Annotated in this window: 34 protein-coding genes; 17 read left to right on the top strand and 17 right to left on the bottom strand. The window is 57.4% G+C overall.

What is annotated here, in order from left to right:
* Position 1: 1 nt before the first annotated feature.
* The gene (locus AB7933_RS16170) at positions 2 to 775 is read right to left on the bottom strand and encodes a hypothetical protein (RefSeq protein WP_024075270.1); all 774 of its coding nucleotides are present in this window, start codon (positions 773 to 775) and stop codon (positions 2 to 4) included.
* Positions 776 to 934: 159 nt separating this feature from the next.
* On the opposite strand from AB7933_RS16170, the gene AB7933_RS16165 reads away from it, so the two are divergent.
* Positions 935 to 1,480, top strand: a complete 546-nt coding sequence (locus AB7933_RS16165; RefSeq protein WP_102643055.1) for a hypothetical protein — start codon at positions 935 to 937, stop codon at positions 1,478 to 1,480.
* Between the two features lie 11 nt (positions 1,481 to 1,491).
* Here AB7933_RS16165 and AB7933_RS16160 read toward each other — a convergent pair whose 3' ends face one another.
* From AB7933_RS16160 to AB7933_RS16135, 6 genes are read right to left on the bottom strand one after another with little or no spacing between them, the layout of a single operon-like run.
* Entirely contained in the window at positions 1,492 to 1,977 is a 486-nt protein-coding gene (locus AB7933_RS16160; RefSeq protein WP_024075268.1) for a DnaT-like ssDNA-binding protein, read from the bottom strand.
* Between the two features lie 8 nt (positions 1,978 to 1,985).
* The gene (locus AB7933_RS16155) at positions 1,986 to 3,098 is read right to left on the bottom strand and encodes a minor capsid protein (RefSeq protein ID WP_041160926.1); all 1,113 of its coding nucleotides are present in this window, start codon (positions 3,096 to 3,098) and stop codon (positions 1,986 to 1,988) included.
* On the bottom strand, positions 3,016 to 4,476 hold the full coding sequence (locus AB7933_RS16150) for a DUF4055 domain-containing protein (protein WP_024075266.1): 1,461 nt from the start codon (positions 4,474 to 4,476) through the stop codon (positions 3,016 to 3,018). The genes AB7933_RS16155 and AB7933_RS16150 overlap by 83 nt, the downstream gene beginning before the upstream one ends.
* A complete protein-coding gene (locus AB7933_RS16145; protein ID WP_024075265.1) occupies positions 4,476 to 5,795 on the bottom strand; it encodes a phage terminase in 1,320 nt (439 codons plus the stop codon). Before AB7933_RS16145 ends, AB7933_RS16150 begins: the two co-directional genes overlap by 1 nt.
* The gene (locus tag AB7933_RS16140; RefSeq protein WP_024075264.1) at positions 5,770 to 6,246 is read right to left on the bottom strand and encodes a DUF2280 domain-containing protein; all 477 of its coding nucleotides are present in this window, start codon (positions 6,244 to 6,246) and stop codon (positions 5,770 to 5,772) included. The genes AB7933_RS16145 and AB7933_RS16140 overlap by 26 nt, the downstream gene beginning before the upstream one ends.
* Positions 6,247 to 6,277: 31 nt before the next feature.
* Positions 6,278 to 6,901 carry a putative metallopeptidase gene (locus AB7933_RS16135; RefSeq protein WP_024075263.1) on the bottom strand — a complete coding sequence of 208 codons (624 nt, stop codon included), beginning with the start codon at positions 6,899 to 6,901 and terminating at the stop codon, positions 6,278 to 6,280.
* Between the two features lie 104 nt (positions 6,902 to 7,005).
* On the opposite strand from AB7933_RS16135, the gene AB7933_RS16130 reads away from it, so the two are divergent.
* Entirely contained in the window at positions 7,006 to 7,260 is a 255-nt protein-coding gene (locus tag AB7933_RS16130; RefSeq protein ID WP_024075262.1) for a Pathogenicity locus, read from the top strand.
* Positions 7,261 to 7,310: 50 nt separating this feature from the next.
* Here the strand turns inward: AB7933_RS16130 and AB7933_RS16125 are convergent, their stop codons facing one another.
* Positions 7,311 to 7,748, bottom strand: coding sequence for a proteasome subunit beta (locus AB7933_RS16125; protein ID WP_024075261.1), 438 nt, complete (start codon positions 7,746 to 7,748; stop codon positions 7,311 to 7,313).
* Positions 7,749 to 7,804: 56 nt separating this feature from the next.
* The gene (locus AB7933_RS16120) at positions 7,805 to 8,137 is read right to left on the bottom strand and encodes a phage holin, lambda family (protein ID WP_024075260.1); all 333 of its coding nucleotides are present in this window, start codon (positions 8,135 to 8,137) and stop codon (positions 7,805 to 7,807) included.
* A 328-nt stretch (positions 8,138 to 8,465) separates the two neighbouring features.
* On the opposite strand from AB7933_RS16120, the gene AB7933_RS16115 reads away from it, so the two are divergent.
* On the top strand, positions 8,466 to 8,693 hold the full coding sequence (locus AB7933_RS16115) for a DUF6555 family protein (protein ID WP_024075259.1): 228 nt from the start codon (positions 8,466 to 8,468) through the stop codon (positions 8,691 to 8,693).
* Positions 8,694 to 9,041: 348 nt separating this feature from the next.
* On the opposite strand, the gene AB7933_RS16110 is transcribed toward AB7933_RS16115, so the two are convergent.
* From AB7933_RS16110 to AB7933_RS16075, 8 genes are all read right to left on the bottom strand, one after another.
* Positions 9,042 to 9,719 (bottom strand): hypothetical protein, encoded by a 678-nt coding sequence (locus AB7933_RS16110; protein WP_024075258.1) that lies wholly within the window; start codon positions 9,717 to 9,719, stop codon positions 9,042 to 9,044.
* The gene (locus tag AB7933_RS16105; protein WP_024075257.1) at positions 9,716 to 10,315 is read right to left on the bottom strand and encodes a recombination protein NinG; all 600 of its coding nucleotides are present in this window, start codon (positions 10,313 to 10,315) and stop codon (positions 9,716 to 9,718) included. The genes AB7933_RS16110 and AB7933_RS16105 overlap by 4 nt, the downstream gene beginning before the upstream one ends.
* Positions 10,312 to 10,782, bottom strand: coding sequence for a hypothetical protein (locus AB7933_RS16100; RefSeq protein WP_024075256.1), 471 nt, complete (start codon positions 10,780 to 10,782; stop codon positions 10,312 to 10,314). The genes AB7933_RS16105 and AB7933_RS16100 overlap by 4 nt, the downstream gene beginning before the upstream one ends.
* Positions 10,779 to 11,576, bottom strand: coding sequence for a hypothetical protein (locus AB7933_RS16095; RefSeq protein ID WP_041160925.1), 798 nt, complete (start codon positions 11,574 to 11,576; stop codon positions 10,779 to 10,781). Before AB7933_RS16095 ends, AB7933_RS16100 begins: the two co-directional genes overlap by 4 nt.
* Positions 11,563 to 12,492 (bottom strand): helix-turn-helix domain-containing protein, encoded by a 930-nt coding sequence (locus AB7933_RS16090; RefSeq protein ID WP_024075254.1) that lies wholly within the window; start codon positions 12,490 to 12,492, stop codon positions 11,563 to 11,565. The genes AB7933_RS16095 and AB7933_RS16090 overlap by 14 nt, the downstream gene beginning before the upstream one ends.
* Position 12,493: 1 nt before the next feature.
* The gene (locus AB7933_RS16085) at positions 12,494 to 13,345 is read right to left on the bottom strand and encodes a BRO-N domain-containing protein (RefSeq protein WP_024075253.1); all 852 of its coding nucleotides are present in this window, start codon (positions 13,343 to 13,345) and stop codon (positions 12,494 to 12,496) included.
* A gap of 70 nt (positions 13,346 to 13,415) precedes the next feature.
* A complete protein-coding gene (locus AB7933_RS16080; RefSeq protein WP_024075252.1) occupies positions 13,416 to 13,838 on the bottom strand; it encodes a phage regulatory CII family protein in 423 nt (140 codons plus the stop codon).
* Positions 13,839 to 13,920: 82 nt separating this feature from the next.
* Positions 13,921 to 14,100: a Cro/CI family transcriptional regulator gene (locus AB7933_RS16075; RefSeq protein WP_024075251.1), complete on the bottom strand. Its 180-nt coding sequence runs from the start codon at positions 14,098 to 14,100 to the stop codon at positions 13,921 to 13,923.
* A 109-nt stretch (positions 14,101 to 14,209) separates the two neighbouring features.
* Here AB7933_RS16075 and AB7933_RS16070 point away from each other — a divergent pair, with 109 nt between their 5' ends.
* The 14 genes from AB7933_RS16070 (at position 14,210) to AB7933_RS16005 (ending at position 24,132) form a co-directional block, all read left to right on the top strand.
* Positions 14,210 to 14,866 carry a LexA family protein gene (locus tag AB7933_RS16070; protein ID WP_024075250.1) on the top strand — a complete coding sequence of 219 codons (657 nt, stop codon included), beginning with the start codon at positions 14,210 to 14,212 and terminating at the stop codon, positions 14,864 to 14,866.
* On the top strand, positions 14,866 to 15,108 hold the full coding sequence (locus AB7933_RS16065; RefSeq protein WP_024075249.1) for a hypothetical protein: 243 nt from the start codon (positions 14,866 to 14,868) through the stop codon (positions 15,106 to 15,108). The genes AB7933_RS16070 and AB7933_RS16065 overlap by 1 nt, the downstream gene beginning before the upstream one ends.
* A 165-nt stretch (positions 15,109 to 15,273) precedes the next feature.
* Positions 15,274 to 16,407, top strand: a complete 1,134-nt coding sequence (locus AB7933_RS16060; RefSeq protein ID WP_024075248.1) for an ImmA/IrrE family metallo-endopeptidase — start codon at positions 15,274 to 15,276, stop codon at positions 16,405 to 16,407.
* Positions 16,404 to 16,901, top strand: coding sequence for a DUF4411 family protein (locus AB7933_RS16055; RefSeq protein ID WP_024075247.1), 498 nt, complete (start codon positions 16,404 to 16,406; stop codon positions 16,899 to 16,901). Before AB7933_RS16060 ends, AB7933_RS16055 begins: the two co-directional genes overlap by 4 nt.
* Positions 16,902 to 17,009: 108 nt before the next feature.
* Positions 17,010 to 17,336 (top strand): DUF2388 domain-containing protein, encoded by a 327-nt coding sequence (locus tag AB7933_RS16050; RefSeq protein ID WP_024075246.1) that lies wholly within the window; start codon positions 17,010 to 17,012, stop codon positions 17,334 to 17,336.
* 750 nt (positions 17,337 to 18,086) lie between these two features.
* Positions 18,087 to 18,305, top strand: a complete 219-nt coding sequence (locus AB7933_RS16045) for a hypothetical protein (protein ID WP_024075244.1) — start codon at positions 18,087 to 18,089, stop codon at positions 18,303 to 18,305.
* Positions 18,306 to 18,377: 72 nt separating this feature from the next.
* Positions 18,378 to 18,932: a hypothetical protein gene (locus AB7933_RS16040; protein ID WP_024075243.1), complete on the top strand. Its 555-nt coding sequence runs from the start codon at positions 18,378 to 18,380 to the stop codon at positions 18,930 to 18,932.
* Positions 18,933 to 19,096: 164 nt separating this feature from the next.
* Positions 19,097 to 19,348 carry a DUF1654 domain-containing protein gene (locus AB7933_RS16035; protein ID WP_024075242.1) on the top strand — a complete coding sequence of 84 codons (252 nt, stop codon included), beginning with the start codon at positions 19,097 to 19,099 and terminating at the stop codon, positions 19,346 to 19,348.
* A gap of 442 nt (positions 19,349 to 19,790) precedes the next feature.
* A complete protein-coding gene (locus AB7933_RS16030) occupies positions 19,791 to 20,564 on the top strand; it encodes a hypothetical protein (RefSeq protein ID WP_024075241.1) in 774 nt (257 codons plus the stop codon).
* Between the two features lie 151 nt (positions 20,565 to 20,715).
* Entirely contained in the window at positions 20,716 to 21,153 is a 438-nt protein-coding gene (locus AB7933_RS16025; RefSeq protein WP_041160924.1) for a hypothetical protein, read from the top strand.
* Positions 21,150 to 21,341, top strand: a complete 192-nt coding sequence (locus AB7933_RS16020) for a hypothetical protein (RefSeq protein WP_024075239.1) — start codon at positions 21,150 to 21,152, stop codon at positions 21,339 to 21,341. The genes AB7933_RS16025 and AB7933_RS16020 overlap by 4 nt, the downstream gene beginning before the upstream one ends.
* The gene (locus AB7933_RS16015) at positions 21,338 to 21,532 is read left to right on the top strand and encodes a hypothetical protein (protein WP_024075238.1); all 195 of its coding nucleotides are present in this window, start codon (positions 21,338 to 21,340) and stop codon (positions 21,530 to 21,532) included. Before AB7933_RS16020 ends, AB7933_RS16015 begins: the two co-directional genes overlap by 4 nt.
* 168 nt (positions 21,533 to 21,700) lie before the next feature.
* The gene (gene bet / locus AB7933_RS16010; protein WP_041160923.1) at positions 21,701 to 22,507 is read left to right on the top strand and encodes a phage recombination protein Bet; all 807 of its coding nucleotides are present in this window, start codon (positions 21,701 to 21,703) and stop codon (positions 22,505 to 22,507) included.
* Positions 22,504 to 24,132: a YqaJ viral recombinase family protein gene (locus AB7933_RS16005; protein ID WP_024075237.1), complete on the top strand. Its 1,629-nt coding sequence runs from the start codon at positions 22,504 to 22,506 to the stop codon at positions 24,130 to 24,132. The genes bet and AB7933_RS16005 overlap by 4 nt, the downstream gene beginning before the upstream one ends.
* The last annotated feature ends 93 nt before the right edge of the window (positions 24,133 to 24,225 follow it).

The following is a 24,225-nucleotide window of genomic DNA, read 5'->3' as shown; positions in this document are numbered from 1 at the left end:
ATTAGGTTCCTTTGGTGGCCTGGATTTTCTTGAATAGCTCGGGGTTGTCACGGGCGATCGCAGCGCGTTCGGTTTCCGTGTACTCGCCCCACTTTTTCGTGGCCTTGCCACCGTTGTCGCCGGTCTGCCCGGCACCCTGAGCCCTTGGCCACAGGTGTGTTGCTGTTTCACGCAGCGATTCCGCCCATTCGAGCGGCGAAAGCGGGGTTTTCCCGTCCTTCCCGTAAACGACCTCGCCGTCACGGTCGGTGGCAATTGCCTCACCGTCTTCACTGAGTTTGAAAGTGCCACGGGCGCGCAGGATGATGTCCTCGGCAGCCTCAGGGAGCGCGCCGGCCTTGATGGCAGCAGCGCGGATTGAATCAGCCAGCACCTTGTCGCTGTACTTGGCGGCGAATTGCTCGGCCTTGTCCGCACGGGTTTTCTCTGCGGCCAGCTTGGTGTCGTAGTCACTGCGCAGGCGCTCGGTACGGCGGGTGATCACCTCGTCCAATTTGCCTTCGGCGATGAGTTTGGTTTCTTCGTCTTGGCCAACCTTAGCCAGCAGTCCTTTGACCGCCTCGATGTCCAGGCCTTCGAACTGCCCCTTCAGCTTGTCCAGTTCGGTTTTGATGGTCCGGTTCGAGCCCAGCAACTCCTGGTTCTTGGACTTGAGGCCGGTTACTTCCTTGTCCAGGTATTCCTGAACCTTTCCGCCAAGCGCCTCCTGGAGGGCTGCGGTCTGAGTTGCGTCGAGGGTGAGGCCAGCGGCGGCCGGGTCAAATTCAAATGGCATAGGTATCCCCTGGGGACTTGGTTGGCCCGCCTGACGGGCATAAAAAAACCCCGGCTCAGCCGAGGTTCGAAGACGTAAGAAAAAGATTTAGCAACGTCTATGGATAATTTCATTTATTTGGTTTATCTTATATACACAAACCAAATAAAGGAAATAGTCATGAGTAAAAATGTCCAATTCATATTGAACGATCAGGAAAAACCGGTTTTCGCTGTGCTTCCCTACCAAGCCTATCTTGACCTGATAAAGGATAAAGACATACCTGAAGAATTGACTGTTGCATCTAGCCTGATCAGCTCAGACGGGCTCAAAATTCGGCTTCCATATGGCGGCCCAGGCGCCGAAATCGATCTGATTCGTTTGGTCGATTTTTGCCGCCGGGCCTCCATAATCAGCATGTCGATAAACGCTCGACAGCAAACCTTGGATAAGTTTGAAAACAACCAACTGGGCTCCCTTGAATATTTGTTAAGAACGCAGTTTCTACCGAAAGACTCACCGTACAAAAACACGATGCAAGCAACTTCCGATGTAGTTGATGCGCTTGAACAAACAGGCATTTTCCGTCGCTCTAAGCGTGATTTTCCCGGATATTACCGTCCGGTCCTTGCGCTGGATTACATTGCAGATCAGGGCGACGAGTTCATGCGCGGTCGGAAGCTTCCATTATTCAACAAAATCGAGCCATTTCACTGGGTGAAGTGAGCTTGGCCCCTTCAGGAAACTACTAGAAGACCTCGCATTACGAGAAAGTCCGCGAACTGCGTCCTGCTCGGGGCATATGGCGGCGGGCGCATGCGAAGGCCGGGTGTATCGCGATTAAGCAGCGCGCACCGGCCATTGGGCTCTGTGCAATGCGTCGGCTCCTCGACCTGAAAGCCTTGCTCGGAAGCGTATAGCTCGACCGCCAGCCGCACCTGGCCCCACTCAAGCTCAAAGGGCACGAACGTCTCGGACAGCGTCTGGTATTCGATCTTGCAGTCACGCCGAGGCCAGGCCATTGCCTGCTGCGACTTGGCCTTGCGCCCTTTCCACTGGCGTCCGTTGATGTCGTCAGCGGCGCGCAGCAGTAGTTCGACCTGGTCTGCCTCTGCTTCAGGTATCCGGAACCCGTAGTAGTCGCGGTAGAAGGTCAGCTTCTCCAGCGGCACGAAGCTATTCGCGTCTGGCCTGCCCTTCCCGTCCTCAACGATGATCTGCATGCGCTATCTCAACCTGGTTGAGCGCCGAGTGTAACGCCTGCTCGGATGAACATGTCAGGCTCTGCCTCCTTCAACTGCGCCAGCGTCAGCGGCTTGAACGATTTGTCGAGCTGCAGCTTGGCAAACTTCTCCGGCGTCAGGCCGCCATCGCGGAACAACTTGCCCCGGACTGGCCCGAGAGCATGATCCTGGAAGCCCGCCGGTTGCGTTGCCAGCCACTCGTAATAGTTAAGGCCTGCGTCGACCTGGGTCCCGCCGTTATCGCCCACCGAGGCGCGCGTGGCGTCCTTGGCGAACATCTCCGAAAGCCTGGTGGTCGGCACCGTGGTTGACCGGCAGTTGATATGTGCCGGCGGCAGCGGGCCTTTGCCCAGGTCGAAGCGCATACCGTCCAGACCTTTGCATTGTTGCGAGGTCTTGCGATCGAGCGTCGATACCCAGCGATATCCCAGCACCACGTCGCTGTTGGCCTTCAACGTCTCAATTCGCGCCGTGGTGGCCACGTGCTGGATTGCTGTCTGCACAACAGAGGCAGCATTGCGTTTACTCACCGCCAGGACGCCGTCTGTAAAGTTCTGCGCAGCGGTGCCGCGAATCGCCTGGATGATCTGGGCATTGGTCTGCCCCTGGCCGAAGCCGAGCCGGATAGTGTTCGTGACGCGCATCGTCTCGGTTCGCGTCCAGCCGCTGACAAAGCTCTTCAGCAGCTTGCCGCCGTCGATGCCCTTTACCTGGAGCGGATAGGAGAACACCGCCGCACGGATCACCGTGTTTGTCGGCACCACCGCGTCGATGGAGAGTGCATTGCTCAGGCTATTCGCCTCGAATGTTGACTCGTACAGCGCGATTTCGACCAGATCGGCCTGCACCAGGTCGCCGTAGGCCTTGTAGATGTCCAGCAGCTTGCCGTCCACCCGCGCCAGGAACTGCTCAAGGCGGTCCCGGCTGTAGGTGGTCAGCTCCTTGCGGGTCAGTTGCTCCCGCACCAGCTTGTCGATCTGGCGCAGGTACTTCTCGAACTTTTTTACTTCGCCAGCTTTAAGCCGCTCCAGCATTACCGAGTGGCGGGTCGTCTGCTCCAGCAGTTGGCTGTCCGCCTGCGCCAGGCTTGTCGTCGGCATCGTCTTTATCCAAGTTAATGCCGGCCGACTCGCGCTCATCGCTGATCAGTTCGGCTTCGTCTTCGTATGGGCGCTCCGGCAGCTTGCCGGTGGTGAGGTACTGCCAGTAGGTGTCGGCGCTGATCGTGCCGGCCATCACACCCTTGAGCAGCTCGGCGAGCACCTGGGCGTCGACCACCGGGGTCACGAACTCAGGGTTCACCTTGAACTTGACCTGTTTAGGGTCGTAGCCCTTCCACTCGGCGGCGTAGCGCAGCCCCTGCTCCACCGCCTCGGCCACTGTGATGACGATGCTGTGCAGCGTGGCGTGCTGGTCGTTCTGGCGGGTCTTCCGCGCCTCGCCCGACTCGGTACCGCCCACGTCCATGACCTTGGCGCCAGCCTCAAGCGCGGCGTTCTTCTGGTCATCCATGGCCTTGCGGTTGGCTTCAATACCAGTGCCCTTGAACTCCAGGTAGTCAGCTTTGCCGTTCGGGCCAAGGTCCCATGCTGCCGAAGGGCCAGTCACACTCAGCTCTACAGCCTCATCCAGACCAGAAACCCACGGTTGCGGGTGGCTGGTCTGATGCAGAGAGCTGAAGTAGTCAGCGCTGATCTGGTATGACTTCAACGCGGCGCGCGCCATGGTCAGCAGCGGCACCTCGTCGACTTCCGGCGAGTTGTCGGTCGAGCCGCAGTAGATCACGGGCAGGTATGGCAGGCCTTTGACCAAGCGGTTGTCGGTACCGGTGGTGCCCAGCGGCTTCTCGTCCTCGACCAGCTCACCGCCTTCATTTCGCACCGCCGTGTGGCAAACATCGTCCAGCATGAAGAACTCACGGAACACCGTGTCGCAGTCATGGCTGTATCGATCGCCGCCCTTCTTGCGAAACTCGCGGAACACAGATAGCACCAGGTCCTGCCGGCCGCCTTGATCAGCGGTGTCCCAGTTGATGGCGTTGCGTGTGGCGTACGTCGAGAAGTACGGCTCGCCGCGGTCATCGATGTTCACCACCAGCGGCACCCGGCCATGGGAAATAGCCTGGCGCACCATCCGGAAGAACAACTGCTTCAGGCCGAAGCCGTCGGCTGTGGCGTTGTCCTCCAACCCTTTTAGGCCACTGGGCAGTTCTATTTCCGGGATCAGCCGCGAGACCAGACCCATCATTGAGCGCAGTGAGTCCCGCACCCAGTGCTCATACTGGGCGCGGGCCGTGTAATTCTCGTACAGGTACTTGTTGCCAGCGCCGTCGAGCTTTTCAGCCTCTACCATGCCGCTCGGTTTGGGCAGGTTGCGCTCGTTGCGCTTAACGGCGCACTCACCCTCGAGGGCATCGTCCATCATCTCCCACTCAGCGATGTGCGCGTCGTAGTCGGGGTTTGTCGATTGCACTGGCATCAGGCCAAGCCTCCAATTCGGCGTGTTCCGCCTGTGCGTGTTTTGATCGGGTACCGCTTGGCAATGAAGTAACCGGGGGCGTCCACCAAGTGGTCATAACCGGCCTTCTTGTCGGGCTCACCCTTTTCCGTGTAGATCTGCCGTTCCAGGCACTGCGTGTATTTCGGGCATTGGTCGACGTTAACCAGGTACCGGTGCTCGCCGTACGTGTTGGCGAACATCGCGCACATAGCGTTGACCCGATCCTTCACCGCTGGATTGGTCGAATCCACCACTACGGTGAAACCGGCCTTCCTGAGCAATGACAGATCAGACTCGCTCGCGCTCTTGCTGCTTGTGTTCTGACCGCTGGCGTCCGGGTAGATCGCAATGCTGTGATCAGGGAAGCGAAGCTTGATCTTCTCAATCATCTCCGGTGTGTCGCGCACCTCGGAGAACTCGCTGAGGGCCAATGGCAGGTCGTCGCGGATGACATGCACCACGGCGGCCATCTTCATGACGTTGAAGTCCATGCCGATGTGCAGCGCCTCACCGCGTTTGATCGTCTCGCTGGTTCGGTTCGCCTCACGATTGAACGTGTAGTAGACAACGCCCTGGTAGTTCTCGAAGCTGGCCTCATACTCTTGCCGGAAGGTCCGAGGGTCCATCTTGCGGCGGGCAGCTTCCAGCTCTTCAGCCGGAACGTTGCCGCCGTCGAGCGAGGTGTACAGCCAGCTCTTGTGATCGGGCTCATGGCCTGGACGGCCATCAAGGAACGTGTCGTAGCAATGGTTGAAGCCCTTTGGCGTGCCGATGCGCAGCGCGTGGCCACCTTTTCGCATGCCGATGCCCGGTATTGAGTATTGGCAGGTCGAGAGCATCGGGCGCAGGACCTCTTCCCATGCCTCCCATGGACAGTCCGCCCATTCATCCACCAGGACGAAAAACAGACCTGATCCCCGCAGATTGTCGTAGTTGTCGAGCCCCACCACGCGCATGACGTGGCCGGACTTGAGCGTAATCGAGCATTCAGTCTCATTCGGACGGTGTGCACGCCATGCCTCGGGAATGGCCTGCTTCAGGCGCCGCCAGAACACCCGCTTAGCCTGTTTGAAGGTCGGCGCGCCATACCAGATCTCGTCCTCAACGCTCACGCCCCACTCAGCAGCCAGGCGTGCAGCGCGGCGCATCTCGGCCTTGCCCAAGAACGTCTTGCCGAACCGCCTGCCGCACACCGCATCACGGAAGCGGGCCTCTGGCTGGAACCCCCAGCAGTAAATGTTCGCCTGTTTGGGCGTCAGCTTTACCGGCGGGTCAAAGGTACGGGGTAGCGGGGACATTCTCATCAGGCTCCAAGGTGTACTCAGCAACGGCGTGCTGCTGGTCCGCTTGGGAGCCCAGAGGTTTTTCAGGTTCGAGGCGGCGGTTCACATAGACGTCGCCCACCTCTTTGGCGGCCTGCTCGTACAACTGAGCGGTGAGCGCCAGGTTGCGCATGTTCTCGGCCTTCTCAGCCATTCGCCCCAGGCCACGAAGCCGGAACGCGCGGTTGGCAATCGGGATCTCTGCGGTCTCTTCTCGGAACCGCTTCCTGGTGTCGTGGAAAAGCGTCACCCACTTCACCGCCAGCCCCTTACCCGCGGACTTGGTTGGGTCGTGCGTCTCCACCTGCTGGCGGCTCACCACAACCCCGTATTCGTTCTTGACGGCTTCCACCACCTGGGATGGGGTGTCAAAGCACGCCAGCGCCTGAACGATGAAGCTCTTCACCTCATTTTTCAGGGCTGCCATAAATTCTCATCCGTCTAGAGCCTGTCAAGAATCAGGCCGATCTCAGCAGACAGGTTCCGCAGGCCCTCGCAATGTTCAATTTCCCCACCTCAGCAGGACTGTTTGCAGCATCCACCAACGCTTGAACGTCAGGGCTCGCACCATAGCGGCGGACCACACCGACGAACTCTTCGACGTCGTGACTCTGCAGCTTGATCTTTGGTGCACCGTCTTGGGTGAATGCTGGTTGACCGTACTTGTCGGTCGCGTGAGCCAGGTGATACAGCTCGTGTTCGATCAAGGCGCAGAACTCAAGGTCGCTGCACTGGGCGCAGTAGTCAGCAGCCAGGGTGATGATGAAGGCCGGCACATCGCCGAACCAATCACGCATCTGTTGCTCCATCCGGGCCTTCTGCCAGCCACCGGCACGGAAGGCTACCTGTTCGGCCTGGCCCAGAACTGTGCGGCCCTGTTTCTCGAAGCTCGACGACGCCCACATCACCCGGATGTCTGCATCTAGTAGGTGAGCGTGGTCTTCGTTGTGAATGGTGCCGGTGTCGGCGAGGATCTCGGATTGGAGCCAGTCCCATACCTCGGGGGCCGGAGTCAGTCGAATGCCGAAGTCAGATAGGTCGGACAGTTCAAGCAGTGATGCTGGCGGCACTGGTCTGTTCACACGCCCTCCTTGGAGATTCTCAAAACGAGCACGCCGGGCTATTGAGGCCCCCTCTAGCGTCGGGCACACTTCCGTGGACTCATCGCCAAAAAAAGGAATTTACGATGCCGTTTTCATCAGATGAAAGAACCGCTTTGCTCGCGCTCAAAGGCGTAGGGCCAACCGTCATTACTCGGCTTGAGCAAATGGGTATCGAATCGCTCGCAGAACTCCGAAAATCGGATGTTGGTGACATCCTGGCTCAAGCATCCGCGGCATTAGGCTCGACTTGCTGGAAGAACAGCCCTCAAGCCAGAGCGGCCATCACCGCTGCAGTGGAGCTTGCGAAGAGCTCTGCAGAGCAAATCCCGGCCAGGTAGGCGCTTTCGATTGCCTCCCAGTCGGGTTGCTTGGTTGTGATGGGGAATCCTTAATTTGATCCGATACCGATTTTCAGCGTCCTCACCAGTCCGCCGGTACAGGTGTCACGCTTCTTGGCCATCTCAATGGCTTCAGCAGCAGTTGCGCCCATGTCCATTGCGGTAAGGGCGAATGGCGATCCATTGCCAATAGCGTCCGCACGATCAAGCCTGATTCTGTTCTTCCAGAAGCCCGTCTTATCGTCGTGGCCGATCAGCCAGAGCGTGCCGCCATCTACCGCGTATCCGGATGCCTCGACGGGCGCCGACGCAGTAGTACCGAAATAGGCTGCGATCAGTGCGTCGAAATCGCACGTCGCACCGGTACAAAGGAAATGCACACCCTTCACCGTCTCCAGCTTCTCGCAGTCGTCATCAGTGATGGTCGTGCCACGTGTGCAGCGGGAGTCATAGGCGATCACGCCGTCTTTGTAGGCAATGGTCGTCATCTGAAACCCTCATGATTGCGCGCCACGATTTGGCGCATTCGAAAACGTGGCGCGGATTAATCAACCTTGCGACTGGGCAGTTTGAAGTCAGTCACCCTGTCAGCTATCGACCGGATCTTCTCTACGCCCAGGAAGCCGACCCAGCCACCTGCGAAGGTAGCCATGCTCTGTGGCAGACCGAAGAAATCCAGACCACTGATGATGGTCAAGGTAAGGCCGCCACAGATCGCGCCCTCCACCAACATCTGGCGCCGCGTGCCGCCACCGTAGGTGATGCGCAGGACGGCCATGGCGCAGGACAGCACAGCCGCATAGAGGATTGGCGAATGCTGGCTAAACCACGCAAGCGCAATCGCCCATGTGTCTGGTTTGTCTGGCATGTTGGACATCTCGGTTCCTCCCCGTCAGGGAGTTATGAATATGACAGGCCATGACCTGCAGATTTGAATCAGCCCCAGCAGCCCCAGCTCAGAGCGATGGATGTGGTAGGGCCAAAAACGAAAAGGCCCCGATCAATGTCGAGGCCATGAAAATATAGATTCAGCGTAAAACGCACGAACCGTAAGCGCAGTGGTCATAATTTAACAAGCACACGAATAGAACAACCCGCAGTTCAGGCGCAACCATCTCTCTCGGCCTCATATCCCGGCAGACCTCTCTGAATTCCAGATACTTAGAATCGACCCTTTTGGGTATGGCTTCGGCCAAGAGGCTCCAATGACAAACCACGCCTATTACGCCATTCATTACATGAGGAACGGAGAGCCTGAGCATTTCATAACGACTGCGACAGAGTTCAGCGAAGAAGAAGCAATTCGCCTGGCTGCAAGTCACGCGGGCCAAGGATCAGATGGCCGCATAGATTGCTGCCTATCGAGAGACGCAATGCTGCTTGAGGCTGGGAAACTAGGCGTTACCCAGGTTCGCTGGAACAAAGCTGGTTAGCTTGGGCCTCGTGCAAGCGTATAGGCCCTGAATAGATGCGCGGTCTTTCCCGCTGTCAGCCGAAGACAATCCCAGCGTCGACACCCCAATGCATCGATCTCGCTGATCTGGTCTCGCGCCACTCTGGAAGTCAGGTGTGAACAGAGCGCGTGGGCTGCCGGTGTTTTTCCATAGCGCTGCACTACCGGCTTATCAGCGTCCAGGCCTTCCGTGAGGCTGCCCTGGCTGCAGTGAAACTTAGGCAATAAAAAACCCGGCGCGATGGCCGGGTTCAGGGTTTCGTGTGCGTTTCGCGTTACTTGTGCACTATGGGAAAAGTACGCGCAAAACCCCGTCATGTCAACATGATTATGCCGCCTCTTGATCTTTTTCCGCGTGGATCACCTGCCATAGCGGTTGTTGAGCCTGAATATCCACTTCCTTTATCACTTCTTTCAGGGATTCCCACAGGTCGAGCCAGTCACGCGTCCAGTTCTTTGGGTCAATGGTGACGCCGAAGAATGTCAGCATCTCAGCGGCTACCCGCGCCGGCCCCCACTCCGCAGCCCCGTGCACCTCCCCCTTGTACGATTGCAGGGCCAGAGTGACCAGGTATTGCGCCTTAACGCGCTTGGCCGAAGTCAGGTCTGGCAGCGCGGCCTTGGCGGTGATCAGCAGCACCGCATTCAGCAGGTGCCGCATGTTCATCGCCGGGTGGTACAGGTAGTGCCCGAACTGCTGCACCTGGAACGGAAGTGTGTCGATGGCGCGTAGCACTTTTCCGATCATAGCTAGGTGAGCAGCGCGGGCAGTGGACCTGCCCAGCGGCGTCCCGCGCGTTTCGCTGATGCTGATCTTCTGCCGCACAACCTGGATGCGTTCCTCCTTGTCATCCCCCAGTGCAGCGAACACGGCCTCGGCGCGGCGCATGCGCTGCCCCTTCTTGATCGGTGCCGACTGGGCTTTGTCGATGGCCACAGCGCTGATCGACGCGTTCGATTCGTGTTGTGCTTCGGTCCATACCTGCCTTGCGTTGATCAGCTTCATGCGGCTTCCCCTTTTTTCAGTTCTTTGGTCATTGCCCGGTACTTGGCCTTGATGGCCTTGATCTCTTCTACGGTGTACTTGCAAGGCGGGTGTAGTCCTTCCAGCCATGCCACCTTCTCGGCGCCGATACGCAGCACCAGGCGAATGCGGTACTCCACGGCATTGCCAGATAGGTTGCGGTTGCACTTCACGCACTGGCGGTGGATGTTCAGCGGCTCGAAGCGCAGTTCCGGGCAGGCGCCGACGGATCGGTAATGCCCAGCGTCCCACCGGCTGCCGGTCATGAGGTCGTTGTCGTTCGGCGTCGAGTCGCAGCTAATGCATGGCAGGCACGCGTCACGCAGGCGCACGTACTCGTTCACGGCGGCCTGGGCCTCGCGCAGATGATCCGCCCTGCTCTTCAGCTTCTCCTTGCGAACCTTTATATCGCGGCGCTCACGCTGGGCAATTGCCTTGCGGGCCCTATCTTGGTTCTTCGGTGCATCGAGGATTGCGCATGCAGGACTGCACACAGCCTGACCCAGGCGTAATGGGACGAATGACGCACCGCACGCCGTAACACGGCATTTCTTCGGTTTTGGTTGCTTGGCGATCATGCAGCCTCCTTGCTGAGTAGATCAGTGAAAACCACACCTTGGCCTGTGAAGTAGGCTGCGATGCGGTCGGTGTAATTGATGCCCTGGGCGCGGTTGAACAGGCTGGTCACCGGGAAGCCATCAGGGCCAAACAAATGGCACTCGCCCATCATGGCCAGCTTCGTTTCGTATGGCAGGTGACGCATCACGCGGTACCACTCGGCCTGGAACCCAGCGTCCTCGTTCAGCAGGATCTGCACGCCGAAGTGAAGCTTGCAGTACCGACGGGCATCCGCGGCGTCGCCGATCTGTGTCATTTCGGCGATTCGCTTGTACATCCCAAACCACAGCCGGTTCTGGTCGAGGGTGCGGTCCTTGCCCGGGCGCAGGGAGACCACCACAAACCTCTTGTCCCGGTACATGGTGGTCAGGCATGTGATGGCCTCAGTGAGCTTGGCTTGGCAGTTGACGCTGATCTTGTCGGTCATTGCGCCGCCCTCTTCTCTTCCAGTTCCTGCGCCTGCTTAATCAGCAGGGCTCGGCGATCAGCCAACTCATTGGCCGCTGCAATCCGGATCTCGTCCTTTCGCTCTTCGCTGGCCTTCCGCATTTCCAGCATCGAGCTCTTCACGATCTCCAGTTTTTGGCGAAGCACCGGCTCTGCCCGGGTGACGGCACCGGTGAGCAGACCTGCAATGGCACGACCATCCTCGGTGATCGGCTCAACGCTAAGGTCTGCCAGGTACTTCTGGGCGTATTCGTGGGGAATGCGCTTCAGCTCCATTGCCTTGGTCACAGCCTGGATGCGGCGGTTGGCGTCGAAGCCCACTGACACATGCCAGTTGACTGGTTTCGCATCCTCGCGGGCCTGGCCCACAAACCGCTGGTAGGCGTCGATGAAGGCCATGCGCGCGCCGATTTTGTCGCCGCCATCCAAGATGGGTTTCGCAGCGGCCAGGGCCAGCTGGATTTCGTCGGTCAGGACAACGGTTTCGTACTCGTCGTTGGTGGTCATGGCGATTGCCCATGCCTCGTCCTTCCCGGGGCGGCCGTCGGAGGTCTGGACGCGCTGCAGGATGTCAGCCATTGCCAGCTTGCCCTTCACTTCGAAGCGGCACGCTTTCAGCGCTGCTTTGACGACGGGGACCGGGTAGGAGCAAAGATCTTCGGCCATCATTGCGGCAGTGCCTGGGTTCATTTCCTGGCCCATGGCCTCGGCCGTTGCGCAGATTGCAGCGGCCAGTCCGGCAACCTGCTGGTCGTTCATTTCAGAGGTATTCATTGCGGTCACCTGCTTGGCGTTTGGCCAAAACCATCTGGGCGGCCTGCTCGGCTGCGGAAAGGTTTGCCTCAGTCCGTTCCATCTGGCGGGCGGTTGTGCCGTTGATGCGCTGTCCGGTCACCCACTGGGTGTGGTAGCTCTCGGCGTTGGCCAGCAGTTCGTTGAGGCTGTGGCACTTGCGCAAGACGGCGGCATCGCTGGTTTTCAGGAAGTGCGCGGCGACGTGATGGGCGACATCGGCACCGAGGCGGTCGACCAGTTGGCCGAGCTGGCCGCCCGCCTTGGCGTTCCACACCGGCCAGGCGCTGTAGCGCTTGCGGTAGGCCATGGCGTAGTTCGCCCAGACCTTGAAGGTTTTGCAGGTCTGGTCTTTGGGGCCAGGCATGTCGGCGGGAATCTCGACCCGTGGGGCATCGGTGCGATCAACCACCAGCACCAAGCCGCGGGACTGAGCCGGCACAACCTCGGCAGGAGCCGGGGGTGCAATTGGTTCAATGACCGGTTCTATGACTGGTTCAAGAGAGTTACTGATTCTGGGTGCAGCTGCTGCACTACCCCCTGGTGCAGGAGATTCACTAGGGGGTGAACCTGATGCACTACCCTGGTGAATCTGCTGCACCACCCCTGGTGCAGGAGGTGCACCACCACCGTCGAGGGTTAGGAAGTAAACGTTTGACGAATTCCCCTTTGGGCCACCCTTCCGGATTTCCTTGCGCAGCAATCCCGCGTCACACAAGGCTGTGATGTGGTTCATGACAGAGCGCTTGCTGATCTCGCACTGATCAGCAATGTGCTGATAGGACGGCCAGCACTCGCCTATGTCACTAGCGTTGTCGGCCAGCTTTATTAGCACCAGCTTGCGCAACGGATTTCCGACGCGAAGTTTCATCGCGGCGACCATAAGGCCCATGCTCATATCAAGCCTTCCCGACCTTTGCGGCCAATTCAAGAAAGCGATCCACGTACCAATGAGGCTGCGTCTCGCGGGGGCATTGAGGGCTGGTGAGGTTCTTGCCGTAGGCCATGCCCTTCTCGGTCACAGACCAGAAGTCCACCATTTCCTGCTTGGAGTTTTTGCGCTGGAGGACCTTGAGGAAGCCGTGGGCCTCAAGAGCAAGGTTGAAGGCGCGTGGCGTGATGGCAATGGCGTTATCTTTGATCAGGGCGGTAATGGCCTTCGTTGGCATGGAAGAACCGCCAGAGGCGTCGGGAGCGGCATCCACGGCGTAACCTGAGAGGAATTTGGCGTCTAGGCCGTTGTTGGCAGCGATCTTGGCGAGCATCAGCATCTTGCTGGAGGGCGCCGGCTTCAACAGGCGGTCGAAGCACTCAAGGATTGCCAGCTCGCCGACGATCTTGGAGCTGTTCGGGCCCTGGGCGGAAAACGAGCCGGTCTTGCGGACGCTCGGCAGCACCTGGCCCACCACCCACTCTTCGAACTTCTCGGCGGCCGGAAGCTTGGACTTCATCACCAGCCGGTACAGGTCCCGTTCTGGGATGATGGTCATGAAACCACCACCCTGTTTCGGGGTAGTGGTCGCGGCCTTGCAGTGACGGGCCACGGCGTTCTCCGGTTTGGAGTAGCCGAGGGCGTCAGCGACATCGCGGGCAACAAACCACGGATCTCCGAGCTTGTCGGTGATGACTCGGATCGCGGCGCCGTCGAAGTCGAACGGAATCACTGAGGAATTGCGCGCCACGTTTTCAGATTGCGAAAAACGTGGTGCGGGAATGTTGGGGCTATTGATCGTTTGGTTGGCTTGGTGCATGATTCGCTCCACAAGTTGTGTTGCTGTTGAAAAAGCCGGGATTGCGCCCCGGCTTTTTTGTGTCTGAAATTCAGGCGGCCTTTACCGATGCATCCATCACGTCCAGGCTCTGGCGAACGTGGTTGATCTCTTGGCGGATAAGGCTCTTCTCGAAGGTGCTTACGTGGTTGTCGTCCAGCGCTTCATGCACGGCGATGGTCAGGTCAGCTACCTCCTTCGCGACGTTGATCAGCGACTTGGTGAGCGCCTGAGGCTTCGGCTCGGTCTTTGCGACCAACTCAAAACCGAACTCCCCGGCAAGCGTGATCAGCGGGCGCATGTCTCCGGTGTGCAGCAATATCCCGAACAGATGCTCCACGGTCAGGTGGTGAGCTTCATTGTCCGGGTTTGCGCGCTGAAGCAGGCCAACGTGTGGAACACCCATCTTTGCAGCCAGGGATTTGGGCTCGTTGCCCTTCACTGCTGCCTGGCATGCATCCAAAAAGTCTTCCATTCGTAAAACCTCAAATTTGTTTCCGTGGCGCCCTGCCGATGCAGAAGCGATCATTTGCTCAATGGATCGGCGGACATGAGTGTCAGGCGGCCTGAGCCTTCTTTGCTGCCTTGAATCTGCCCTTGGAGAGAACCTGAATCTGGTACTGCCTGGATTCGGGAATCGTTTCTCCCCACATGGTCACTGCGCTTGGGCGGATACCCAGGGCCAGGGCCAGCTTTGTCTTGCTGCCGAAGAATTCGGCGACTTCATGCGTATTCATTGCGAATCCTCGTTCGAGCCTGCCCTAATTTAAGCATGCTTAAGTTATAGCATCAACGATGTTTTCTGCCTACTGCATGCTTAAATTCAGCTAGCTTAATATTGAGTCCATGGAAAGACACGAACGCATCGCCCGCGCCATACAGGTCAGCGGTAAAAAGAAAGGAGAAATTGCATCGCTTTGCGGCGTTGCAAATTCTGCCGTCACGCAGTGGATCACCGGCGAGAGCAAAAGCCTCAGGCCGGAGAACCTTTACGCACTGGCAAAAGCGACTGGATTCCGAGCTGAGTGGCTGGCTATAGGCGAGGGTGATGAGCGGGACACTTCCGAATCGAACGTCTCCCCCGCTGCGCAACCCACCAAATCATTCCGCTACCCAGTAATCAGCTGGGTTGCCGCCGGCGCCTGGGCAGAAGCTGTTGAGCCCTACCCAGCCGGATTCTCGGACAGCTATGAGTTCTCGGAGTACGACTCCAAGGGCACGGCGTTCTGGCTGAAGGTTAAAGGTGACTCGATGACGGCGCCCGCCGGCCAGAGCATCACCGAAGGCACTCTGATCCTTGTGGACACCGAGGCTGAGGTCGCACCAGGTAAGCTGGTCGTGGCCAAGCTCCCAGACAGCAACGAAGCCACTTTTAAGAAGCTGGTCAGCGATGGTGGTCGGCTGTTCTTAAAACCGCTGAATCCGAGCTACCCAATTGAGGCGGTAGACGAAAACTGCCGGATCGTTGGCGTAGTTGTCCAGGCGCTGCAGAAGTTTTACTGATGCCATCCGCCCTTGGAAAGCCATCGACCTCATGGCGAGAGCAGAGCTTCTGGAGCAAGGTGTGGACCTATGCTCTGCTGGCACTCATGGTGGTTTTCACAACCGAAGCTGGCATTTGGCCGGACGGCAGCTCATCCAACCGCAAGCGGGTATTCAGTCCTGGCTTCGTGGTGCTCTGCTTTTTCGTGGCTGTGGTTGAGCTGATAATGCTGAACCACTTCTATGGAGTGCGGATGAGGTGAGGGCGGGGCAAATCACGAGAGCTAAGCCTTAGCAGGTGCGGCGCGCGAGCTGCACGATGAACGGGCTGGCTCATCGGTGACGAATAGCTTTTAGAGTCCGTCTATGTCGCGTAGAGTCAGGCCCATGCTAGGTGTTTGTGTAATGTCTAAAGAAAGGTTTCGCACATGGAAGCGCTAATCAACCCAGAAATACTGAGATGGGCTCGTTCCAGGGCAAGAATCAGCGCGGGCACGCTTGCGAAAAGTATCGGGACAGCTGAGGACAATGTGCTTGCTTGGGAAGACGGAGCGAAACGGCCTTCCTTTAACCAAGCCATGAACTACGCGCATCATACCCACATCCCTTTTGGCTATTTGTATCTAGCAAAACCGCCTGTTGAAGACCTGCCTCTACCCGACCTTCGAACCGTTAACGGTCGAGAGCCAAGCTATAGTCTCGCTCTCAGAGACACAATCCGTTGGGCGATGGAACGACAAGATTGGTACCGTAGCTGGTTAACTTCCCAGGGATATGAGAAAAACGAAGTAGTTGGCATCCTAAGTATTAACGATGGAATTCCCGCAGTTGTGATTAGCATGCGGGAGAAGTTGGGAATACCTGAAATGCCAAAACGCGGAACTTTCGATGATTATTTTTCTAAGCTGGTTCAAAGCATAGAAAACATCGGAATTCTGGTTATGCGCAATAGTATTGTAAACAACAATACGAGTAGACCTCTATCGGTTGATGAATTTCGCGGCTTTGCGATGAGCGACGCTCTAGCTCCTGTAATATTCGTCAATACTGCCGATTGCCCCGAGGCCCGACTCTTCACTCTCATCCACGAGCTTACGCATATCTGGATTGGGAAGTCTGGCGTATCTGACGCAGAACCACAAACGCACAATAGAGAAGAGATATTCTGCAATGCAGTTGCCGCTGAACTGCTGGCGCCAGAACGTGAGTTTCGTATTGCCTGGAAGCATTTTGAGGATTGGAAAGATAACCTCCCTTTCATCACACGGACATTCCATGTCAGTGAGTGGGTGATTGCTAGGCGCGCATTGACGCTGGGGTTCATCAGCCAAGCTGATTACAGTAATTTCATTGGTGGCAAAATAGCAGCGCACAAAGCCAGAAATAAAGATGGAGCTCCGCCCTACTCGCGACTACAGACTGGACGAATCAGTAAAACTCTGGCCAAAGCCGTGGCGAGTGAGGCATTGAGTGGCCGTATGCTATTCAGGGATGCCTCTAGGCTGATGGGAATAAAGCCACACAAGATTTCTGAATATTCTAAGAAGGAACTTGGATTTTGAGCTACCTGCTAGATGCCAACTCTTATATACAAGCTAAAAACGCTCACTATCGAATGAATTTCTGTCCTGGCTTTTGGGATTGGCTCGATACGGCTTTTCAGCTAGGACAACTATCGAGCATTACCATGGTGTACAAGGAATTGTCCGATTATGGTGATGAGCTATCGGATTGGGTAAAGATACGTCAAGCGCAGTTCGATACAATTGACGACAAGGCTACTCAGGAGTTTTTCGGGCGAATTGCTGAGCATGTAATGAGTATGAAGCTCCCTACAGATCCTGAAAAGATTCGTTTCTTAGGTGGTGCAGATCCATGGTTAATTGCGAAAGCAGCCACGACCGGTAAAACCATTGTGACTCATGAGGTTTTAGCCCCCGACAATAGCAAAAAAATTAAAATCCCAAATATTTGCAAGGATTTTGATGTCAACTACATCACATCATTCGACCTACTAGACGTACTCCAGGCCAGGCTTGTTATCGAGAGGCCTTAGTTTTAATTTAGACTCCCCAAGCCCGGTCCCGCGCCGGGTTTCTTGTATCTGGCGGTTCCCCTGCCCTGCTATGGTGGCGCCCTCTGATCGCAATGGAAGCATCGAAGAATGGACTCATGGAAGACACTGGCGATAGCCCTACTGGCATCGGTCAGCACGCAGGCCGTATCAGGTGATGGCGCCAACCCTATCGCGGCTGCGATATTTCTCACAATTTCCGCGCCAACCATTTTAATTGGAGCGACCACATCTCTCACGACCGAGCCGCCTGAGATTTTCAAGTCAGCCAAGACTGACGCTCTGGCGTTCATTGGTTCGGATGGCGAGATTCGCGGCGCGGAGTTTGAGCAGGCATCCAGATACTACCAGTCGACCTATCCTTCTCCGCTCATGTCAGACATGCAGCTGGCCCAGGCGATAGCGACTTCGATCTGATATCGGTCATCAAGCTGGACGCTGTGAAGGGTTTCTTTCACAGTCAAGCGCTTATGGTTACCCCAGCTCCTAGCGATCATCCCTTTCAGCTCGCACTCCCCATCGCGTGCTTTTCTTTGTCTGAGATTTGATTACAAAATGCCAGGCTAGCGCTGGGCGTCTCGCATCTGACGCTGGCACTTTTTCAGCAGCAACATGTCAATCGTGCATCACTGCCACGCTAGTACACCATCATGCACAGTTGGAAGAAGATATCGCTGAGAGAGGATCTAGAACGAAGTCTGCCAGGACACCAGGTAGATTGCATTTTGATCAACGGATGGACAGCTACCGTCTTCGTCAGGCAGCCCGAGTATGACGCGATGTTTTGTACGACAGGTATTAACCTGGCCAAGCTTGCAGACAGCTCAAGCGTTCAAAAACTCGCTGAAGAAATTGCGTTTGAGATCGATATGTCCAAAGGAGGGATCGCCGGATAGGTCTACTTGAAGGTTCTTGTATCTGCCCTTCGTCGCGCCACCATTGCGCTGGCAATCCTGGCGATTGAAAAGGGATCAGCACCCCAATTGTTACAGAGAGCCCGCCCCGTGCGGGCTTTCTGCTTTTTCGACATCCTTTTCACCTGGCATTTACAGGACAGAGTGCAAAGTCGCCCTACTCCTTTGAAGAATTCCCTTTAGGCCCGCACATAAGCGGGCCATTTTTTTGCCCGCGGCTATGCTTTCCATGCCATCTACTGGAGACCAAGCGATGCCCTCGCCCGAATACTCCCTTACAGACACCCTGGAACGCATATATGAGAACCAGCTCGCCCTAGAAGCTGCGCTGATGGAGTTGACGCTGCTCGTCGAAAGCCAAGGCCATGCCAAGATCGGCGAGAATGTGCGCGGCGCCCTGGAGGCGATCGGAGAGAACGCCGGGCATATCAAGCAGGGCTTGGCCAGGCTGAAGGCGCATGGGCCAGATTGAACGCCCTCCTCCCCAAATGGTGGCTGTACGCCACGAATGGTAAAGTGCAGGCTCAATTTTGGGAGTTAATCAATGAAGGGATTCGGAACATTCGCGATTATTGTCGGCGTTTGCTGGTTGGTCTTTGCGCTGAGCATGGATGTGTCCGTGCCTACTGGTACCGGCGGCCGGGTGAACAATATGGGCCTTATGGCCGACCGACAGATCCATACGATCGTTGGCGGCATGATTGCCCTCGCGGGCTTGCTTATGGTGCTTCTCGGCGGCAAATCCACTTCGCCACAAGCCGCGGCCGAGACAGATACACGCCCCTGCCCGCTCTGTGCAGAGACCATCAAAAGAGCAGCCATCAAGTGCAAGCATTGCGGTGGTGACGTACTCCCAGCACTGTCCGCGCATGTACCCTTGATGTCAGGATGGACTGTACGGGTGGAATGCGAGCCATGGGCACACGCGGAGGCAACCCGGTCAGTGAAGCGCCTGGGGCTTCCGACCACCAAGGGCTCGGCGAAATTCGTTGCTGTTGGACCATTTGCATCTGAGGCTGAAGCCCTAGGTGCGCGCGAAAACATCCGCTCAGTGAGCGACCTACTCGGCGATATCCATATTGTGGCACCTGACGCGTAGCCTTCCTGATCAAGCTCAAGCCTGCTCAGCGCGGGCTTTTTCATGCCTGCCAGAAAGCACAGCTGCAAAATATGCATTTATGCATGAATTTTCTTGTCGCTCTATTGCCATCATATGGCAGCAGCAATACTGTATACACATACAGTATTAGCAAGGAGCGAAGCATGATTCAGGCACCCTCCCCAACATCCAAACCACGGAACTCCTACGAGCTTGTCGGCCGTCGTCTGCAACGCATAATCGCCTCTCCTCGAGTGCAGAGAATTCAGTTGGTTGAAGTCTCCAGACTCGACGATGAAAGCCCTGAAGCTTGGCACCAAGTCATCCAAGACATCGGCGACACCGCCGGCATAAGGATCGAGCATTTGGATGATGGCGCCGTAAGGATCGGCTGGCGCGAGTACTGCGATTACTAAATGAGCCCGCCAGTGAGCGGGCTTTTTATCGCCCGTAAATTTCAGCAATCTGAATTATTTTATTCAGCATGCTTGACACCTTAATTTCAGCTTGCTTAAATTCAACTCAAGCCAGCAACTAAGAACGCCGGTCGGCAGTTAAACCTGCACCGCTCTTTAGCGACACCCCTTGCCGGATCACCACCGGCCCAGATTCAAAGGCAGCGATGAGCCGGCCTAAACGGTTCAGAGGGTTGGCAACTGACCCGGGCGTGCAGCGTAAAGCGCCAAGAACAGTTATCCAGCGGGAGAACAAGCCGAAAGGCCCGCGGCTGGAAGAACATTTGATTCAAGCCGGTGACCGACGCCAGTAGCGGGTTACGGCGGAAGTTTTCACTGATGCACCCAACTGCAGTTCGGTCGGGTGCATTGGGAAAACAACCGATCAAGCACGGAGCACCAAATGAGCGAGCAAACACTTCAATCCATGCTGATGGATGGCGTAACCCGATTCACAGACGGCGCCAAGCCGGCAGAAATCATCGATAAGCATGTGGAAAGCATGTTCACCGACATCATCAAAGACAATTTCCGCAGCTACAGCGACATGGGCAAGCTGGTCAGCCAAGCCATTAAAGATGCGCTGCCATCCAACGTGAGCGATCTGTTTGAGCTGACTCGCTACAACGACCTGATCGCCACCGCATTGAAAACACAGTGGGAGTCTTCTGGCGTTACTGGCGAAATGCTTCGTCGTTCGCAAGCAGCTATCGACGATGCGCTGAAAGACGACATCGTGCCGGAATTCGTAAACCTGAGCGATTTGCTGAATGCCTTCATCGAAGAAAACAAAGAGCGCGCAACAGACGAGCAATGGGAAAGCCCGCACATCACCATTCGCGAAGCTGAAAACGACTACATCGGCAGCAGCAAGCACATGCACATCTACTTTGACCCACAGCCGGAAGAGCGCAGTTCGTCATCTCGATACTCCTCTGGTACCAAGCGCACCGAATGGGAGCTGGCCAATCGGATCAGCATCAGCGTCAAAGGCCAGAACGAGCGGGGCTACGACTTCGGTGAGGTCTACAGCGCGAAGCTGGACGGCGCACCCATTGGCCGCAACTTCATGATTTACAAGAAGTGGGAAAAGCTCACTGCGGCCCTCTACTTCGGTGGTGCCAAGCTGGTGATCGATTGCGACGAGCACGATTTCAGTTATGGCCTGTACGACTGAACAACCAGCGCCATGACAGCCGGGAAAGACCGGCGCCTTTCCTTCCCCACCTCTATTACGTCAGCACTCCTCCCCCGCGCCCATCGGCAACCAGCGGGAGGCATGAGTGTTGACGAATACAGGTGAACAACTCGCCACTTTGGAGGCGACTATGAACGCAGCATTGAAGATATGCCAGGAGCGTTACGACGCTCAGTTGCCTCCAGAGATCAGCGAGAGCAACGAGGTAACCGATTGGCTTGAGCATTCGGCGGAGCGCCTGGTGTGCGGTGTCGACATCAAGTGGAAGCGCCGCCACGGCCAGCCGCAGGTGGTGACGTTTGATCGGTTCTGCACCTACCTGCAAGGCATCCTGAATCAGCGCCAGATCGACGGACTTGACGAGCGTGACTCGTTCGCCCGCCTGTTCCTGTCAGCGATCCTGGGTAGCCAGAGTGAAGCGCGCAGCCATGCAGCGGACTTGCTGGGCAATGAGCGCCCAGTCGAAACGGTTGAAAGGTTCGCCATGGACCTGCTCCGGCCCTACGCCGCCGACGCGGTAGCAGCAGAGCGGGAAGAGGCAGAAGACGACGTGGATGCCGGCCTATGAGCCCGCACGTCGCGATAACCACCGCCCTGCTAGAGCTTGAGCATCCGGACACAACAGACCTGGCCGAGTCGCTGGCTGAAGGCCTGATTGTCCGCCACTTCACTACCGGCGCCATCAACGCCGAAGAGTTCCACCACTACAGCGCCTGGCTGCTGAAGACCAGCCGGCGCCGCAAGGAGGCAGCATGACCACCGCACCTGTTAAATCGCTGATCGACGAACAGCTCGACGACATCGAGCGCCGCATCGCCATCCTGGGCTTCGGCCTTCCCTTCAACGAGCTCATCGGCCGCAAGCGTGAGGACCTGGTGCGGGATCTACCGAAGCGCCTGGCGCCAACCATGAAGGGCGGTCGCATCGCGGTGAGGATTCGGCCTTGACTCCCCACCAGCGCACCAGGCGCATGCTTATCTGGCGCGGCTCTTTCTCTGCCCTCTCCCTCTGCATCTTCCTGATATTGCTCAGCGCCCTCGCTGATCGAATCACTCAATAACCAACACCTTCAATCGCTGCGAGCATCGCGGCAAGGAATCCCCATGTCCGCAGTAATGAAGCAGGACGACAACACCCCTGCGATGTCGGAGGCCGCGCTCGTTGAAGTGCTGAGCAGCAGCCTCTACCCCGGCGCCGAAAAGAACTCAGTCGTGATGGTGTTGGCTTACTGCCAGGCCGCGCACCTGGACCCGATGTTGAAGCCGGTGCACATCGTCCCGATCTGGAACTCCAAGACAAAAAAGATGCAGGACACGGTGATGCCAGGCATCGGCCTGTACCGCATTCAAGCGGCGCGCACCGGCCAATACGCCGGGATCAGCGAACCAGAATATGGCCCTCCAGTGACTGCGAAGTTGAGTGGTGTAGAAGTCACGTATCCCGAATGGTGCCGCGTGACGGTCAAGCGGCAGATGAGCAACGGCCTGGTGGCCGAATACACAGCCAACGAGCGCTGGATCGAAAACTACGCAACAGCCAGCAAGGACACTGCGGCGCCCAACGCCATGTGGAAGCGTCGAGCCTTTGCCCAGCTTGCAAAGTGCGCCGAGGCACAGGCCCTGCGCAAAGCATTCCCCGAAGTCGGATCTGCACCAACGGCAGACGAGATGGAAGGCAAGACATTCGAGGACGCCGCCAAAGACGTCTCACCGGCGCGGCAGGCGCCACCAAAATCGGACGCCAAGCCTGCCTATCCCGACGAACTGCTGGCTGAAAACATCGAAAAGTGGCAGCCGCTTATCGACGCCGGTCGCACCAGCCCCGAGCACATCATTTCCAACGTCATCAGTAAGTACTCATTGCGCGATGACCAGATCGAAACAATCACCAACCTCAAAGCCCTCGATGGAGACGCAGCATGAAAATTCACAACGTAGCTCAAGGCTCCGCCGAGTGGCTTGCCCTCCGCGCTCAGTACCGCACCGCTTCAGAAGCACCAGCAATGATGGGCGCCTCGAAGTACCAATCCCGCACCGACCTGCTGATCGCCAAGAAGACGGGCATCACGCCAGACGTCACACCCTCTCAGCAGTTTGTCTTCGACAAGGGACATGCAACCGAAGCCCTGGCGCGCCCACTGACCGAGGCATTGATCGGCGAAGAGCTTTATCCGATCGTTGCTACCGAGGGCAACCTGCTCGCCTCCATGGACGGCGCCACGATGCTCGGAGAGACCCTGTTCGAGCACAAGCTGTGGAATGAGTCGGTCGTGGCCCAGGTGAAAGCTGGCGATCTGGCGCCGCACTACTACTGGCAGCTTGAGCAGCAACTGCTGGTGAGCGGTGCCGAGCGAGTGATCTTTGTTTGTTCGGATGGCACGCCGGAAAACTTCGTGCACATGGAGTACCGGCCCGTCGCTGGGCGAGCGGCCCAGTTGCTCGAAGGCTGGAAACAGTTCGAGGCAGACCTGGCCAACTTCGAGATGGCCGACACACCTTCAATCGTCGTCGGCAAGGCACCTGATGAGCTGCCAGCCCTGCGCATCGAGCTGACCGGCATGGTCACCGCCAGCAACCTGAAGGTGTTTGAAGATTCGGCCCTGGCGGTCATCGACTCGGTGAAAACCACACTCTCTACGGACCAGGACTTCGCCGACGCGAAGAAGGCGGTCAAGTGGTGCGGCGACGTTGAGGAGGCTGTCGCTGCTGCCAAGAAACAGGCCCTGTCGCAGACCCAAAGCATCGACGAGCTGTTTTCGTCGCTGGATCGCATCAGTGCGCATGCCCGCGAGACGCGCCTGAAGGTCGACAAGCTGGTGAAGGCTCAAGAGCTGCTGGTGAAGACCAACATCAAGCAAAAAGCCGAGCGCGCTCTGGCGGATCACATAGCCGCAATCAACAAGACCCTTGGCAAAGTCACGCTGCCTCATGTCGTTTCGGACTTCGCCGGCGCCATGAAGAGCAAGCGCACTATCGCCAGCCTTCAGGATGCAGTTGATACCGAGCTGGCCCGGGCGAAGATCGACGCAAGCCAAGCAGCCGATAGCATTCGTTTGAACCTGACCAGTTTGGCTGAGCTCGCCGTTGATCACGCCTTCTTGTTCAGCGATGTGCAGCAACTGGTTACCAAGGCCAACGACGACCTGGTGACGCTGATCAAATTCCGAATCTCCGAACACCAGAAGGTGGAGCGAGAAAAGGCCGAAGCGAAGCGTATCGCCGAAGAGCAGGAAGCGGAACGCTTGGCAGCCATCAAGCCAGAGCCGGTCGTAGAGAAAGCGGCGACACCAGAGCCTGTCCGCGCCGCGCCGATCCAGACGACGGCCCCCGTGGCCCAGGCCGCAAAGCCAGTATCGAGCCAAGCGGTGGGGCAGGTAACGCTGCAGGCCAACGTGACGGACTTCGAGGCCCTGGTGAAAGCCGTGGCATATGGTCAAGCGCCGATCAGCGTCCTTTCGGTCAACTGGGAAGCGCTCGACGCGATGGTCGCGGCGCAGGGATCAACCTTCAGCATGGCCGGGGTGACACTCGCCAAGGCGGCAGCATGATCAGCAACCTCAAATCAGACATCGAGTTCCGGCGCGAAAAAGCGCTGGAGCTTTCCAGTCAGGTTGTATGGACCGGACACATGGTGGACACAT

This window comes from Pseudomonas gorinensis (assembly GCF_042015035.1).
Classification (GTDB): domain Bacteria; phylum Pseudomonadota; class Gammaproteobacteria; order Pseudomonadales; family Pseudomonadaceae; genus Aquipseudomonas; species Aquipseudomonas gorinensis.
The sequence above is the reverse complement of the archived record's forward strand: the minus strand, read 5'-3'. Positions and strand labels throughout refer to the sequence as shown.

Coding starts and splice junctions, on each gene's coding strand:
- AB7933_RS16085 (WP_024075253.1), bottom strand. CDS start 13,345: ATGCACCAAGCCAACCAAACGATCAATAGCCCCAACATTCCCGCACCA.
- AB7933_RS16045 (WP_024075244.1), top strand. CDS start 18,087: ATGCCCTCGCCCGAATACTCCCTTACAGACACCCTGGAACGCATATAT.
- AB7933_RS16040 (WP_024075243.1), top strand. CDS start 18,378: ATGAAGGGATTCGGAACATTCGCGATTATTGTCGGCGTTTGCTGGTTG.
- AB7933_RS16105 (WP_024075257.1), bottom strand. CDS start 10,315: ATGATCGCCAAGCAACCAAAACCGAAGAAATGCCGTGTTACGGCGTGC.
- AB7933_RS16015 (WP_024075238.1), top strand. CDS start 21,338: ATGACCACCGCACCTGTTAAATCGCTGATCGACGAACAGCTCGACGAC.
- AB7933_RS16050 (WP_024075246.1), top strand. CDS start 17,010: ATGGACTCATGGAAGACACTGGCGATAGCCCTACTGGCATCGGTCAGC.
- AB7933_RS16130 (WP_024075262.1), top strand. CDS start 7,006: ATGCCGTTTTCATCAGATGAAAGAACCGCTTTGCTCGCGCTCAAAGGC.
- AB7933_RS16090 (WP_024075254.1), bottom strand. CDS start 12,492: ATGAGCATGGGCCTTATGGTCGCCGCGATGAAACTTCGCGTCGGAAAT.
- AB7933_RS16020 (WP_024075239.1), top strand. CDS start 21,150: ATGAGCCCGCACGTCGCGATAACCACCGCCCTGCTAGAGCTTGAGCAT.
- AB7933_RS16035 (WP_024075242.1), top strand. CDS start 19,097: ATGATTCAGGCACCCTCCCCAACATCCAAACCACGGAACTCCTACGAG.
- AB7933_RS16065 (WP_024075249.1), top strand. CDS start 14,866: ATGCCATCCGCCCTTGGAAAGCCATCGACCTCATGGCGAGAGCAGAGC.
- AB7933_RS16110 (WP_024075258.1), bottom strand. CDS start 9,719: ATGAAGCTGATCAACGCAAGGCAGGTATGGACCGAAGCACAACACGAA.
- AB7933_RS16165 (WP_102643055.1), top strand. CDS start 935: ATGAGTAAAAATGTCCAATTCATATTGAACGATCAGGAAAAACCGGTT.
- bet (WP_041160923.1), top strand. CDS start 21,701: ATGAAGCAGGACGACAACACCCCTGCGATGTCGGAGGCCGCGCTCGTT.
- AB7933_RS16060 (WP_024075248.1), top strand. CDS start 15,274: ATGGAAGCGCTAATCAACCCAGAAATACTGAGATGGGCTCGTTCCAGG.
- AB7933_RS16125 (WP_024075261.1), bottom strand. CDS start 7,748: ATGACGACCATTGCCTACAAAGACGGCGTGATCGCCTATGACTCCCGC.
- AB7933_RS16095 (WP_041160925.1), bottom strand. CDS start 11,576: ATGAATACCTCTGAAATGAACGACCAGCAGGTTGCCGGACTGGCCGCT.
- AB7933_RS16145 (WP_024075265.1), bottom strand. CDS start 5,795: ATGTCCCCGCTACCCCGTACCTTTGACCCGCCGGTAAAGCTGACGCCC.
- AB7933_RS16160 (WP_024075268.1), bottom strand. CDS start 1,977: ATGCAGATCATCGTTGAGGACGGGAAGGGCAGGCCAGACGCGAATAGC.
- AB7933_RS16120 (WP_024075260.1), bottom strand. CDS start 8,137: ATGTCCAACATGCCAGACAAACCAGACACATGGGCGATTGCGCTTGCG.
- AB7933_RS16150 (WP_024075266.1), bottom strand. CDS start 4,476: ATGCCAGTGCAATCGACAAACCCCGACTACGACGCGCACATCGCTGAG.
- AB7933_RS16075 (WP_024075251.1), bottom strand. CDS start 14,100: ATGAATACGCATGAAGTCGCCGAATTCTTCGGCAGCAAGACAAAGCTG.
- AB7933_RS16140 (WP_024075264.1), bottom strand. CDS start 6,246: ATGGCAGCCCTGAAAAATGAGGTGAAGAGCTTCATCGTTCAGGCGCTG.
- AB7933_RS16170 (WP_024075270.1), bottom strand. CDS start 775: ATGCCATTTGAATTTGACCCGGCCGCCGCTGGCCTCACCCTCGACGCA.
- AB7933_RS16115 (WP_024075259.1), top strand. CDS start 8,466: ATGACAAACCACGCCTATTACGCCATTCATTACATGAGGAACGGAGAG.
- AB7933_RS16005 (WP_024075237.1), top strand. CDS start 22,504: ATGAAAATTCACAACGTAGCTCAAGGCTCCGCCGAGTGGCTTGCCCTC.
- AB7933_RS16025 (WP_041160924.1), top strand. CDS start 20,716: ATGAACGCAGCATTGAAGATATGCCAGGAGCGTTACGACGCTCAGTTG.
- AB7933_RS16070 (WP_024075250.1), top strand. CDS start 14,210: ATGGAAAGACACGAACGCATCGCCCGCGCCATACAGGTCAGCGGTAAA.
- AB7933_RS16080 (WP_024075252.1), bottom strand. CDS start 13,838: ATGGAAGACTTTTTGGATGCATGCCAGGCAGCAGTGAAGGGCAACGAG.
- AB7933_RS16100 (WP_024075256.1), bottom strand. CDS start 10,782: ATGACCGACAAGATCAGCGTCAACTGCCAAGCCAAGCTCACTGAGGCC.
- AB7933_RS16155 (WP_041160926.1), bottom strand. CDS start 3,098: ATGCCGACGACAAGCCTGGCGCAGGCGGACAGCCAACTGCTGGAGCAG.
- AB7933_RS16030 (WP_024075241.1), top strand. CDS start 19,791: ATGAGCGAGCAAACACTTCAATCCATGCTGATGGATGGCGTAACCCGA.